12 protein-coding genes are annotated in these 12,339 nt (G+C 67.4%); 6 read left to right on the forward strand and 6 right to left on the reverse strand.

Annotated features, from left to right (window positions below; all coding sequences use genetic code 11):
- Positions 1 to 20: 20 nt before the first annotated feature.
- Positions 21 to 629, forward strand: coding sequence for a chromate transporter (locus tag ACS5NL_RS09610; protein WP_439353518.1), 609 nt, complete (start codon positions 21 to 23; stop codon positions 627 to 629).
- Between the two features lie 5 nt (positions 630 to 634).
- The gene (locus tag ACS5NL_RS09615; RefSeq protein ID WP_439353860.1) at positions 635 to 1,225 is read left to right on the forward strand and encodes a chromate transporter; all 591 of its coding nucleotides are present in this window, start codon (positions 635 to 637) and stop codon (positions 1,223 to 1,225) included.
- A gap of 21 nt (positions 1,226 to 1,246) precedes the next feature.
- On the opposite strand, the gene ACS5NL_RS09620 is transcribed toward ACS5NL_RS09615, so the two are convergent.
- The 4 genes from ACS5NL_RS09620 to ACS5NL_RS09635 are packed head-to-tail and all read right to left on the reverse strand — an operon-like array spanning position 1,247 to position 5,358.
- Positions 1,247 to 2,479: a Yip1 family protein gene (locus ACS5NL_RS09620; RefSeq protein WP_439353519.1), complete on the reverse strand. Its 1,233-nt coding sequence runs from the start codon at positions 2,477 to 2,479 to the stop codon at positions 1,247 to 1,249.
- Between the two features lie 43 nt (positions 2,480 to 2,522).
- Positions 2,523 to 2,873, reverse strand: a complete 351-nt coding sequence (locus ACS5NL_RS09625; protein ID WP_439353520.1) for a hypothetical protein — start codon at positions 2,871 to 2,873, stop codon at positions 2,523 to 2,525.
- Between the two features lie 31 nt (positions 2,874 to 2,904).
- Positions 2,905 to 3,648 carry a 23S rRNA (guanosine(2251)-2'-O)-methyltransferase RlmB gene (gene rlmB, locus ACS5NL_RS09630; protein WP_439353521.1) on the reverse strand — a complete coding sequence of 248 codons (744 nt, stop codon included), beginning with the start codon at positions 3,646 to 3,648 and terminating at the stop codon, positions 2,905 to 2,907.
- A gap of 54 nt (positions 3,649 to 3,702) precedes the next feature.
- On the reverse strand, positions 3,703 to 5,358 hold the full coding sequence (locus tag ACS5NL_RS09635) for a DUF1566 domain-containing protein (RefSeq protein WP_439353522.1): 1,656 nt from the start codon (positions 5,356 to 5,358) through the stop codon (positions 3,703 to 3,705).
- 134 nt (positions 5,359 to 5,492) lie between these two features.
- On the opposite strand from ACS5NL_RS09635, the gene ACS5NL_RS09640 reads away from it, so the two are divergent.
- Positions 5,493 to 6,122, forward strand: a complete 630-nt coding sequence (locus ACS5NL_RS09640) for a response regulator transcription factor (protein WP_439353523.1) — start codon at positions 5,493 to 5,495, stop codon at positions 6,120 to 6,122.
- Positions 6,123 to 6,147: 25 nt separating this feature from the next.
- Positions 6,148 to 7,893 (forward strand): ATP-binding response regulator, encoded by a 1,746-nt coding sequence (locus tag ACS5NL_RS09645; protein ID WP_439353524.1) that lies wholly within the window; start codon positions 6,148 to 6,150, stop codon positions 7,891 to 7,893.
- Here ACS5NL_RS09645 and ACS5NL_RS09650 read toward each other — a convergent pair.
- Together ACS5NL_RS09650 and ACS5NL_RS09655 are read right to left on the reverse strand one after the other, a co-directional pair.
- Positions 7,875 to 9,770, reverse strand: a complete 1,896-nt coding sequence (locus ACS5NL_RS09650) for a S8 family peptidase (protein ID WP_439353525.1) — start codon at positions 9,768 to 9,770, stop codon at positions 7,875 to 7,877. The two genes, ACS5NL_RS09645 and ACS5NL_RS09650, sit on opposite strands and share 19 nt — an antisense overlap.
- Before the next feature lie 137 nt (positions 9,771 to 9,907).
- Positions 9,908 to 10,585 carry an ABC transporter ATP-binding protein gene (locus tag ACS5NL_RS09655; RefSeq protein ID WP_439353526.1) on the reverse strand — a complete coding sequence of 226 codons (678 nt, stop codon included), beginning with the start codon at positions 10,583 to 10,585 and terminating at the stop codon, positions 9,908 to 9,910.
- Between the two features lie 25 nt (positions 10,586 to 10,610).
- On the opposite strand from ACS5NL_RS09655, the gene ACS5NL_RS09660 reads away from it, so the two are divergent.
- Complete coding sequence (locus ACS5NL_RS09660; RefSeq protein WP_439353527.1) at positions 10,611 to 11,258, forward strand: arylesterase; 648 nt, start codon at positions 10,611 to 10,613, stop codon at positions 11,256 to 11,258.
- 7 nt (positions 11,259 to 11,265) lie between these two features.
- The gene (gene mnmH, locus ACS5NL_RS09665) at positions 11,266 to 12,339 is read left to right on the forward strand and encodes a tRNA 2-selenouridine(34) synthase MnmH (protein WP_439353528.1); all 1,074 of its coding nucleotides are present in this window, start codon (positions 11,266 to 11,268) and stop codon (positions 12,337 to 12,339) included.

The raw sequence follows: 12,339 nt of genomic DNA on the forward strand, positions 1-12,339 counted from the left end.
GACCCGTCGATAATTTCCGGATGACCGACCCGCAAACCACAGATGCCGATGCGGCACCAGACCGCCCCCGCTCCAAAACCGACCTCTTCCTCTCTTTCACCTTCCTCGCCCTGCAGGGTTTCGGCGGCGTGCTGGCCGTGGTGCAACGCGAGCTGGTCGAGAAAAAACGCTGGATGACGCGCGAGCAGTTTGTCGAAGACTGGGCTGTCGCGCAGATCATGCCGGGGCCCAATGTGGTCAACCTCTCGCTGATGATCGGCGGCCGCTATTTCGGCCTGCCGGGCGCACTGGCCGCGCTCACGGGCATGCTGGCCGCGCCGCTGGTGATCGTGCTGCTGCTGGCGGCCCTGTACGGCAGCGTCGCCGACACGGCGGCCGCGCAGGGTGCGCTCAAGGGCATGGGCGCGGTCGCCGCCGGCCTGATCACCGCCACCGGCATCAAGCTCATCGCCGCGCTGGACAAGAACGCCATGGGCCTGTGGGTCTGCATCGGCCTGGCAGCCATCACCTTCGTCGCGATCGCGCTGCTGCGCCTGCCGCTGGCCTGGGTGCTGCTGGTGGTCGGTGGCGGCGCCTGCCTGTGGGCCTACCGCGTGCTGGGCGGCCAGGACCGGGAGACAAAAGCATGAGCAGCATGGAACCCATCCTGTCCAACTGGCTGGACCTGTTCCTGCATTTCGCCTCGCTGTCGCTGCTGGCGGTCGGCGGTGCGATCACCACCGCGCCCGACATGCACCGCTATCTCGTCGGCGAGCAGCACTGGCTGAGCGATGCACAGTTCGGTTCGTCGATCGCCCTGTCGCAGGCCGCGCCCGGGCCCAACGTGTTGTTCGTGGCGCTGCTGGGCTGGAACGTCGGCCTCAACGCCGGCGGCGGACCCTCGGCCGGCTGGCTGGCCTGGGTCTGGGCACTGGTGGGTGTGCTGGTCACGCTGGTGGCGATCATGCTGCCGTCGTCGGTGCTGACCTACACCGCGACCCAGTGGGGCCACCGCAACCGAGAGTTGCGGGCGGTGCGTGCCTTCAAGGCCGGCATGGCACCGATCGTGATCGCGCTGCTGATCGCCACAGGCTGGCTGCTGAGCGCATCGCACAACGACGCGGCACGCGACTGGCCGCTGTGGCTGCTGACCCTGTGCGCGACCCTGCTGGTCTGGCGCACGAAGCTGCACCTGCTGTGGATGATCGGCGCGGGAGCGCTGGCGGGGGCGCTGGGCTGGGTCTGAAGCAGCCCTTTCAGCACCCGCTCACTTCTCGCGCGCGATCGCCGACAGGCCCTTGAGGTCCAGGCTGTTCAGGGCCGAGCGCACACCGTCCATGTCCACGTTGTCGCCGGTCACCTCGATCATCACGCCGTTGGCCAGCATCATGGTCATCTCGGCGCGGCTGCCATCCTTGCGGTATTCCTCCTTCACCGCCACGCCGTCCTTCTTGTAGACCTTCTCGACCTCGGTCTGGGTCTCGCGGTTGACCGTGCTGCTGGCCCAGGCGCCCATGGCCATCATCAGGGCCGGCATGGCGCCGATGTCCTGCACCTTGACCTCGACACGGCCCTTGTCGTTGCGGAACTCGGAGGTCACGCTGGAGAAACTCATGCCCATGGCGTTGTCGGTGCGCGCCTCGATCGCGGAGCGTTCCATCGCGCCGAGCTTGGCGGGCACGAAGGCCTGCAGGGCTTCGGGAGCGATCGGCTTGCCGCCCTGCCCGCCCAGCGCACCCATCATGTCGCCCAGCGCCTTGCCGGCGGCCGCCGAGTCGCCCTTGGCCTGCGCGGCTTCCATTTCCTTGCCGGCCGCTTCCATCTTCTTGGCGGCTTCTTCGAGCTTGGCGGTGTTGATGGTGACGTCGGAGCCGGGCACCTTGATGTTGACCTCGGCCGGCGGCGTCGCGCCGCCCATCATCATGCCGGGGCCACCACCGGAGAACATGGCGGTGACCGCGCCAACGATCAGGCCCGCCACGATGCCGCAGACGATCAGCACCGCCGTGTAGCCCAGCGCCTTTTCTTCCGGGGCCTTCATCAGCACGGGAATGCCGGTGTAGAGCAGGTAGATCGAATACAGCCCCGCCAGCAGGCCGAGCATCGACAGCGCGGGAATCAGGTTGAAGACGCCACCGACCAGGCCGGCCGTCGCGCCGTAGGCCACCAGCTTGAAGGCGTTGAGCCCGTTCTTCTGGCCGCCGAAGCTGGGCGCCAGCGCGTCGGCGATCAGCGACAGCACATAGACCATGGCCAGCGACAGCACAAAGCCGACCACCATGTTCACCAGCCCGGCCAGGATCGGTACCCGGAAGCTGAGGCCGAAGCCGCCGACACCGATCAGGCTCAGGCCGATGAAGGTGGCGATCGCCGGGATCGCCGCCAGGTAGACCAGGTAGTTCTTGTAGATCGACGGAATGTCACCCGCCTCGGCATCGATGACCGGCCAGGTCTCCCTGGGCTTGAGCAGGATCGCTTGCACACGTTCGACGAGGTTCATGGTGGGCTCCTGTGATGGGAAAGGGGCGGGGAAAGAAACCGGGTCAGTGCGGGTTCTCGAAGAACACCGCGTTGGTGTAGTCGCTGACTTCGAAGTAGACCTTCTTCTCGCCCGGATCGACGGTCATGTTCTGGTTTTCGTCGAGCACGCCGTAGCCGTAGCGGTAGGCGCGGGGCTTGCCGTCTTCGGTGCCCATCGCGGTGCTCATCTTGTCGATCGCCAGAAAGCGGCGGGCCAGCTTGTCGCCCGCGTAGACCTCCAGCACGCCATTGGTGCCGGTCCAGTTCTGGATGTCGCGGCTGATCTTGTTCTGCTGTTCCTGGGTACAGCCCGCGAGCACGGCCAGCACGGAAAGGGTGACAAGGCCGGCAAGGGAAGCGATTCGGAAGTTCATGGAGCGATCCTGATCAGACAGTCAAGGAGATTCAGCCGCGCTGGCGCAGCGCTTCGTAGAGGCACACGCCGCTGGCGACCGAGACGTTCAGGCTCTCGACACCGCCCTTCATGGGGATGCCGACCAGCTCGTCGCAGGTCTTACGGGTGAGCTGGCGCATGCCGTCGCCCTCGGCGCCCAGCACCAGCGCCACCGCGCCCTTGAGGTCGACCTGGTACAGCGTCTTGGGGGCATCGTCGCTGGTGCCGATGATCCAGATGTTGCGTTCCTTGAGTTCGTTCAGGGTGCGCGCCAGGTTGGTCACCATGAAGTACGGCATGGTCTCGGCGGCGCCGCTGGCCACCTTGGCCACCGTCGCGTTGATGCCCACCGCGTGGTCCTTGGGCGCGATCACGGCGTGCGCGCCGGCCCCGTCGGCCACGCGCAGGCAGGCGCCCAGGTTGTGCGGGTCGGTCACGCCGTCGAGCACCAGCAGCAGCGGCGCCACGCCTTCGGCTTCGAGTTTTTCCAGCAGTTCGTCCAGCGAATGGGCCTGCTCCAGCGGATTCACGCGCGCGGCCACGCCCTGGTGGCCGTGGCTGCCGGCCAGCTTGGCCAGCCGCAGCCCGTCGGCCTCGATCAGGCGCACGCCGGCTTCCTTGGCGCGGTCGATGAACTGCCGCATGCGCTGGTCGCGCCGCGTCGGTTCAAAGTAGATCTCGATGATGGATTGCGGCGCCGTCTTCAGGCGCACGCCGACGGCGTGGAAGCCGAACAGGACTTTGGGGGAGGACATCCCGTGATTATCCCCGCGACGGTTCCAGACCGAATGCCACGGACGGGCCGTTTCTCAGCCGGGCACCCGAACCAGCCGCACGGCAAACAGGAAAGCGCGCGAATACGCCCGCACCTGCCCGTCGATGAAGTCGACGCCGAAGGCATTCACATCGGATGCCGAGGCGGAATTCACCGCCGGCGTGGTCGACCAGAAGGCCGCGAGCGGCGTGTTCGGAAACGCCGTGGTGTCGAGGAGCGGAGCGCTGCCCCTGGACGGTTCGACCAGACTGCTCAGTTCCTTGACGTTGGGCATGCGCCAGCCGGTCGCGCTGCCAGCGAGCGCAAACGCGTTGGCGTGGCGGAAGGTGCTGACCCCGCCGTCGACGCAGGTGCTGCCGTTCCAGGTCTTCGATTCGACACAGCGCCGCCACTGCAGGCCCGTCTGCCGGTCGATCACCAGGTTGTTGGCTGCGTCACCCGGATAGCTGGCCGACCCGAACACGAACCGCGCACCACCGAACGCGCCCCCGCGCACCAGGCGCACATGCCGCAGCGTCGACGGCGCCGCCGTGGAACGCGCACCCGTGCCGAAAGACAGGCTCCAGCGCTGGGTGCCACCCAGCGGCGCCGCGGCGCTGCTCCAGTAGCCACCGGCCGCGTCGCTGGTGTTGGGCAGCTTCGACAGGTTGATGCTGATCGGCCCCACCACCCCGTAGCGCACCAGGTTCTGCAGCTCCTGGGGCGTGGGCAGCCGCCAGTCGCTGAAGCCACACAGGTTGCTGGCGTTGACGGCGGCGATGTAGCCACTGGTGTCGCCCGCGCCACCGCCGCCAGCGTTGGTGTAGCTGTTGCTGCCGGCCCGCAGGCCGGACGCGGTCTTGCCCTCCCACACCAGGCCGGTCAGGTCGGACTGCACGCAGTCGGTCAGGGGAGCGCTGCCCACCGGGTTGTAGAACTCGGTGTTGTAGAAGAAGCGGGTGCCGTCCTGCTGCCGGCTCAGGGCGATCGCGCTCGCGGCGGCGCAGTTCACCAGGATGTTCGTGCCAGTCTCGAAGCACTGTGCGCCCGACACCCCGGTGTTGGGCAGCTTCTCCCCGACCCAGCCGCTGTCCATCACGTGGTAGCCCACGCCCTCGTAGGTGTAGATGCCGGCCAGGGTCGACTGGATGCGGTCGCGCTCGGCGGCGCTGGCGGTGTAGAAGTGAAACCCCTTGCTCGCCACGTAGAACCGGTAGAGCGGCGTGAGACCGAACCCAGGCGCCGTGCTGGCGTAGTAGGCGATGCCTTCGTCGGTGAAATGCGGCAGGGTCGCGAGGATGGTCGAACGCTCCGACGCACTGATGGTGTAGAAGTGCACGCCGGTGCGGGTGTTGTAGAAGCGGTAGACCGGGCTCAGGCCGGCCGTGGACACGTTGCTCGCGTAGAAGGCCGCCCCTTCAAACGGCATGTCGGGGCGGGTCGCCTGGATCGTGGCGCGCTCGGTTTCGCTGACGGTGTAGAAGTGCGCGCCGGTCCCGGTGTTGTAGAAGCGGTAAACCGGGATGCCTGTGGCCGCCGCCTTCGCCAGGGCAGCGTCCCCGCTTTTGTGCGTCGGCGCGCGCTCTTCCTCCGCGGATTTCTCCTGTGTCCCGGCCTCGGTCCCGCCCCCGCAGGCGGTCAGCAAGACAGCGACAACCACGCCGACCAGCAGCGAGGCGGTCGGTCGGATGCGGGGAGTCGGATGGGACATCACAATGGGCTCCAGTCGGGTGTGTCTGCATTGGGACACGCGCCCGGCGGGCCGGACAATAGGCCGAACAGCCTATGAACAAGGCTATCCGCCCGCGGTAAGCTGTACTTCATACCACATCGAGGTGATGCCGCGTGGACACGCTCAAGAGCTTTCGACTGCTGCTGCTGGACGACCACCCGCTGTTCCGCGAGGGTCTGGTGATGGCCCTGAACAAGCTGGAGCCGGAGTGCGAGGTGGTGGCGGTTGCCACCCTGCCGCAGGCCAGGGCACTGCTGGCCGACGACCCGAACCGGTTCGATCTCGTGCTGATCGACTACAAGCTGCCCGGCCGCGATGGCCTGTCGTGTGCGGTCGAGCTGCAATCCCTCCACCCCATGGTCAGCTTCGGCCTGATTTCGGGCGAGGACGACGACCGGCTGCCCCGGCATGCGCGCGAAGCCGGCCTGGTGGCCTTCCTCTCCAAGTCGCTGGAAATGGACGCCCTGCTCGATGCCTTGCGGCGGCTCGCCAGCGGCGAAACGGTGTATTCCGTCAACACCAGCCTGGCCACACGCGGCCTGCCCGCACAGGACTTCGGTCTGACACCGCGGCAACTGGATGTGCTGCAGATGCTGGCCACCGGCGAGAGCAACAAGGCGATCGCCCAGGCCATGGGCATCTCGCCCGCCACAGTGAAGAACCACCTTGACGCCATCTTCGAGAAGATGGGCGTGACCAACCGGTTGCAGGCGGTCATGCTCGCGCGAGCGGCACTGCGCTGAAGCCCGGACCACGCGGGCCCATGCCATGACCGACAGCACACTGCCGCCGCCCAACCCCGCCATCGCCATTGCCGAACAGCACCGCATCCGCATCCTGCGGGAGGTGCTGCGCCTGGGCGCGCGGGTGCCGCTGGTCTCGGTGGTCTGGCAGACCGCCATCAGCCTGCTGACCGCCGGCTACTTCGGCTACCCGGACCACTTGCTGGAGGCCGGCATCTGGCTGGCGCTGATCGCACTGAGCCAGACGATGCGCCTGGTGTTCAGGACAAAGGACCCGGGACCGGACACCATGCTGATCCGGCGCACGCTGCGCCGGCATCAGATCCGCGTGCTCTACAGCGCCCTGGCCTGGGGCAGTGCGGGCGTGCTGCTGTTCGACCACGGCAACGCGGCCCGGCAGCTGGCGCTGACGGTGATCATGGTGTCCAGCTGCATCGGCTTCTCTTTCTCCGCGTCTTCCCACGCCCCCACGCTCAAGCTGGCCCTGCCCCTGCTGGTCGGGCCGATCATCGTCTCGCTCTTCATGAGCCCGCAGCCCTACATGTGGGTCATGGGCGTGATCGGCACGAGCTTTCTGGTGCTCATGCACCGCCTGATCCACGACCGCGGCCAGCAACTCGAAGAAACGCTGTCGCTGCGCATGGAGGCCCAGGAAGCCCGCGAGGAGAAGCAGCGCTTCTTCGCCGCCGCCAGCCACGACCTGCGCCAGCCCCTGCAGGCGCTGACGCTCTACCACACGGTGCTCGCCAGGGGTGACACCAGTCCCGGCGTGATCGAGCGCATGGGGGAATGCATCGACGCGCTGGACCGGCTGCTCGCGGGCGTGCTCGACATCGCCCGGCTCGATGCGGGCAAGGTGGTTGCCAGCATCGAGCCCATCCACCTGCCCGAGCTGATGCTGCGCGTGGCGCGCCTGCACGACCTGGCGTTGCGCGACAAGGGGTTGCGGCTGCGCCTGCACACGCAGGACGAGTGGCTGCTGAGCGACCCCGTTCTCCTGGAACGCATCCTGTCCAACCTGCTGAGCAACGCGGTGCGCTACACCGAACGCGGGAGCATCCTGTTTGCCGCCCGCCGGCGCGGCGATCACCTGCTGCTGCAGGTGTTCGACACCGGCATCGGCATTCCCGAAGACCGACTGGAAGCGATCTTCGGAGAGTTCACGCAGTTGAACAATCCTGCCCGCGATGCCGAGCGTGGCACCGGCCTCGGACTGGCCACGGTGCAGCGTCTGGCGCGCCTGCTGGGCCACCCCGTCTCGGTACGCTCGGTGCTCGACAGGGGCTCCTGCTTTTCCCTGCAGGTGCCGCGCGGCGCCGCCGCCCCATCGAAGGCGCAGGGAGGCCAGGCAGAGACCGGGCCGCCGTCGGCGACCGCTCTGCCCCCCTGGCGTGTGCTGGTGGTCGACGACAACAACCTGGTGCGCGACGCCCTGGAGAAGATGCTCTCCGGCTGGGGGCTGGTGGTGGTGACGGAGGACAGCGCCGCCGGCGCGCTGGCGCGCATGCAATCGGAAGATTTCGATGCCGTGCTCAGCGACTGGCGACTGCCGGGCGAACGGGACGGCCTGCAGGTCCTGCAGCAGGCCCGTCGAGACACCCGTGCCCGCCTGACCGCCTTGCTGACCGGCGACAACCCGGCAGAGGTGCCACCCGGGTTCCCGGTGATCGGCAAACCGGTGCGCCCGCTGCGCCTGCGTGCCCTGCTGCAGAGTTCGCTGGCGCCCGACGGATCATGCGACGGCCGGACCGGTCAAAGCGGCCAGACGTAGAAAGCGATGCCTTCGTAGGCGTAGACCTGGGACAGGTTGTTCCGGATGTCGGCGACTTCGGTGGCGGAATACGAGTAGAAGTGCGAACCCGTCGCCAGGTGCCGGAACCGGTGCAGCGCAATGGTGCCGATGCCCGGGGAGCTGGCACTTCTGGCCCACCACGCCACCCCTTCCAGGGTGAAGTACGGCAGGGCCAGCACAGCGTTCTTCTCGGCCTCGCTGATGGTGTAGAAGTAGGCTCCGTTGCTCAGGTTCCTGAACCGGTAGACCGGCAAAGAACCTACGGCAGCAGAGGTTTGCACTTTGTAGGCCGCCCGTTCGTACTGGTAGGAAGGCAGTGCCCCGAGGATCGTGTCCCGTTCGCTGGGTGAGGCGGTGAACAGGTGCATCCCTGTCCTCAGGTTGTAGAAGCGGAACACCGTCCCGGCGGCGAAGGTGGGCGGAACCAGTGCGCCATAGGCGTTGAGGTGTCCGGCGCCACAACCGGAGCACGGGGCGGCAAATGGCGTGCTGCCCAGCTTCAGCCGGGCCGCCACCTGATCGGGGGTGAGCCCCGGATTGAGCTGCAGCAGCAGGGCCGCGACGCCGGCCACATGCGGGGCGGCCATGGAGGTACCGTCCATGTACCAGTAGTCCGCCGTCCCGGGGGCCCAGTAGCCGAAGTTGTAGGTGGACAGAATGCCTGCGCCTGGCGCTGCCAGACCCACCGTGGCACCATAGTTGGAGAAACTGGCCTTGTCACCGAGATCGCTGCTCGCCGCCACGGTGATCACCCCATTGCAATTGGCCGGGGCGTAGTTGAGCACGTTGTCGTTGGCGTTGCCGGCAGACACCACCACCACGGCCCCCAGCCCTCGAACCGTGTCGATGGTGGCCTGCTCCGTGGCCGTGCAGGCCGCCTTGGCGCCCAGTGAAACATTGATCACCCGGGCCGGATACGGATTGGCAGGCACCCCGGGGACGCTGCCACCAGCGGCCCAGATGACGGCCTCGGCAATGTCCGAGACCAGGCCACCGCAACGCCCCAGCACACGCACCGGCACCACCTTCGCCCCAGGGGCCACGCCTGCGATCCCGATGCCGTTGTTGGCAACGGCCGCGACGATGCCGCTCACATGGGTGCCATGCCAGGTCGAGGGGTACTCGGTGTAGTCGTCACCGCATTCCCAGTACGAGTCCGACGCGCTCACCCCATCGCCCGTATCGGACGGATCGCTGTCGCGCCCATTGCCATCGTTGCCCATCCAGGGGTCGGAGATGAAGTCGTATCCGCCGATCAGGTTGGGGGCAAGGTCGGGATGGGCGGTGACGCCGGAATCGACCACGGCCACGCGCACACCACTCCCGGTGGCCAGGTCCCAGGCCGCCGGCAGGGCCATGTTCGTCGTGGCCTGCGTGCGCCAGTATTGCCATTGCAACGCATAGTTCGGATCGTTGGGTGTCGACATGTGGCGGCGGATCCCGTCGGCTTCCACATACTCGACCGCCGGATCCTGCGCGATGTCCTGGATCAGCTGGCGCAGTTGTGCCGGCTGGAGCGGTGTGCTTTGGCTCAGCAGGTACCCCCCGGTCACCAGGGTCTTGTTGAACAGCAGGCTGATGCCGTGCCGGTTGGCGGCCTCGCTGGCCTTGGTGAAACCCAGCCCGGCGGCGTTCTGGCCGGCGTACTGGCTGGACAGGCTCTTGGTGAGAGGTGCGCCTGGCCGGTACTTGATGATGATGCCCCGGACCTTGGGCGAATCGGTCGCAGCCTTGGCGAAGATCCGGGGCGGCTTGGCTTTCTCCGCAGACTGCGCGCTCACGGAGACAAAGGAAAGGGAAAGCGCCAGCAGCGCCTGGAGCAGGGCCGCAGCCCTGAAAAACTGTGTTCTGTTCATGGGGTCCCTGATGAGCGCCGGGATCCGGCCCACCGCCGTGGGCCAGATGCCCGATCCGCCCCATTATGTGAACGAACGAAACCGCATTCCATCTCCCAAACAGAGGAGGTCTCTCCAGAGTGCAGCGCGGCGCGCACTCAGTCGCGCACCGCCATGCGTCCTTCCTCGATCGTGATGCGCCGCTCGCAGCGCTGTGCGATCGCACGGTCGTGCGTGACCAGCACCAGCGTCGTGCCCTGCTCCCGGTTGAGCGCGAACATCAGCTCCATCACCTTCTCGCCGGTCGCGAAATCCAGGCTGCCCGTCGGCTCGTCGGCCAGCAGCACGGCCGGCTGGACCACGAAGGCGCGCGCCAGCGCCACGCGCTGCTGCTCTCCGCCCGAGAGCACCTTGGGGTAGTGCCCCAGCCGCTCCTGCAGGCCGACCCGCTGGAGCATGGCGGCCGCGGTGGCGCGCGCGTCGCGCCGGCCGGAAAGCTCCAGCGGCAGCATCACGTTCTCCAGTGCCGTCAGGTTGCCCAGCAGCTGGAAGCTCTGGAACACGAACCCCAGCTTCTGCGCCCGCAGGGCGGCGCGCTGGTCTTCGTCGCGGGAGAACAGGTCTTCACCGTCGATGCGCACCGTGCCGCTGGACGGTGTGTCCAGCCCGGCGATGATCGACAGCAGCGTGCTCTTGCCCGAACCGGAGGCGCCGACGATGGCGGCGGTTTCCCCTTTGCGCAGCGAGAAATCGATATCGCGCAAAATCGTCAGAGTGCCCGTGGCGTCGGTGACCGACTTGAACACGTGCTGTACCTCAATCATTTCCTGGGACATCGGGTTCGCCCTGAAAGGCCGTGTGTTGAAACGCCGTCACTGTAACGCCCTGCTCTGCGCAATCCTCGCCAGCGGGGCATTCCACGCCGCGCTGGCACAGGCGCCGGCCGCCACCAAGGTGCTCGTGGTCGGCGATTCGATCAGCGCCGAATACGGACTGCGTCGCGGCAGCGGCTGGATCCAGCTGCTGCAGACGCATTTCGACCGCGAAAAGCGCCCGGTGCGCCTGATCAATGCCGGCATCAGCGGCGACACCACCTCCGGTGGCCGCTCGCGCCTGCCAGCCCTGCTCAGGCAGCACCAGCCGGCGGTGGTGGTCATCGAACTGGGCGCCAACGACGCCCTGCGCGGGCTGCCGCTGGCCATGACCCGCGAGAACCTGACCGCCATGACCAAGGCATCCAAGGATGCCGGTGCCAAGGTGCTGATCGTCGGCATGCAGGTGCCGCCCAACTACGGCGGGCAATACACGCGCGACTTCCAGGCCCTGTTCAAGCAGGTCGCCGATGCAGAGAAAACGGCCCTCGTCCCCTTCCTGCTCAAGGGCGTGGCCGACCAGCCCGACCCGACCTCGCTGTTCCAGGAAGACCGCATCCATCCCAACGAAGCGGCCCAGCCGACGCTGGCCGCCAACGTCTGGCCAGCCCTGTTGCCGTTGCTGCCGAAACGATAATCGGCACATGCCCGTCCACACCCTGCCCGCCACCGGGGCGATCTGCCGCCTCGGAGAGTTCGACACCATCATCGACGCCCGCAGCGAAGACGAACATGCGCTCGATCACGTGCCGGGCGCACTCAACTGGCCCACGCTGAACAATGCCGAGCGGATCACGATCGGCACCATGTACAAGCAGGTCAACGCCTTCGAGGCCAAGAAGCGTGGCGCCGCCATCGCCGCCCGCAACATCGCGGCACACATCGAACGCGAGGTGATCGACAAGCCCAAGGACTGGAAGCCGCTGGTGTACTGCTGGCGCGGCGGCAACCGCAGCGGCGCCCTTGCCACCATCCTGGGCGCCATCGGGTTCCAGGTCACGTTGATCGAGGGCGGCTACAAGGCCTGGCGCGCGGCGCTGGTCGACGACCTGGTCGTGCAGGCGCACCGCCACCACTACCGCGTGGTCTGCGGCCCCACGGGCAGCGGCAAGACCCGGCTGCTGCACGCGCTGGCCGCACAAGGCGCACAGGTGCTCGACCTCGAAGGCCTCGCGCGGCACCGCAGCTCGGTGCTCGGCCACCTGCCGGGCATCGAGCAGCCGAGCCAGAAGCGCTTCGACAGCCTGGTCTGGGACGCGCTGCGCAGCTTCGACCCGCAGCGGCCGGTGTTCATCGAGAGCGAGAGCAGGAAGGTGGGCAACCTGCGCGTGCCCGAGGCCCTGATCGAAGCCATGCGCGCCAGCCCCTGCATCGACCTGCAGCTTCCCGACGAAGAGCGTGCAGCGCTGCTGATGGAGGACTATCCCCATTTCGTCGAGGACCCCGACTTCTTCTGTGAGCGGCTAGAAGCCCTGACCGAGCTGCGCGGCAAGGCGGTGGTCAATGGCTGGGTCGAGAACGTCCGCGCCGGAAAGACACAAGAAGTGGTGCTGGACCTGCTGAAGACCCACTACGACCCGACGTATGCGGCGTCGATTGCGCGGAATTTCGCCCACTACGGTGCGGCGAAACCCTGTGTCCTGGGTGACCGGTCGCGCCAGTCACTGGACATGGCCGCGCGGTCGCTCTCCATCGACGCCGCGGACACCGGGCCTTGA

Origin of the sequence: Hydrogenophaga sedimenti, assembly GCF_051857515.1 — a bacterium.
Lineage (GTDB): Bacteria > Pseudomonadota > Gammaproteobacteria > Burkholderiales > Burkholderiaceae_C > Hydrogenophaga.

Excerpts from the sequence above, each read along its gene's own strand:
- ACS5NL_RS09610 (WP_439353518.1), top strand. The coding sequence starts at position 21 with ATGACCGACCCGCAAACCACAGATGCCGATGCGGCACCAGACCGCCCC.
- ACS5NL_RS09615 (WP_439353860.1), top strand. The coding sequence starts at position 635 with ATGGAACCCATCCTGTCCAACTGGCTGGACCTGTTCCTGCATTTCGCC.
- ACS5NL_RS09620 (WP_439353519.1), bottom strand. The coding sequence starts at position 2,479 with ATGAACCTCGTCGAACGTGTGCAAGCGATCCTGCTCAAGCCCAGGGAG.
- ACS5NL_RS09625 (WP_439353520.1), bottom strand. The coding sequence starts at position 2,873 with ATGAACTTCCGAATCGCTTCCCTTGCCGGCCTTGTCACCCTTTCCGTG.
- rlmB (WP_439353521.1), bottom strand. The coding sequence starts at position 3,648 with ATGTCCTCCCCCAAAGTCCTGTTCGGCTTCCACGCCGTCGGCGTGCGC.
- ACS5NL_RS09635 (WP_439353522.1), bottom strand. The coding sequence starts at position 5,358 with ATGTCCCATCCGACTCCCCGCATCCGACCGACCGCCTCGCTGCTGGTC.
- ACS5NL_RS09645 (WP_439353524.1), top strand. The coding sequence starts at position 6,148 with ATGACCGACAGCACACTGCCGCCGCCCAACCCCGCCATCGCCATTGCC.
- ACS5NL_RS09650 (WP_439353525.1), bottom strand. The coding sequence starts at position 9,770 with ATGAACAGAACACAGTTTTTCAGGGCTGCGGCCCTGCTCCAGGCGCTG.
- ACS5NL_RS09655 (WP_439353526.1), bottom strand. The coding sequence starts at position 10,585 with ATGTCCCAGGAAATGATTGAGGTACAGCACGTGTTCAAGTCGGTCACC.
- mnmH (WP_439353528.1), top strand. The coding sequence starts at position 11,266 with ATGCCCGTCCACACCCTGCCCGCCACCGGGGCGATCTGCCGCCTCGGA.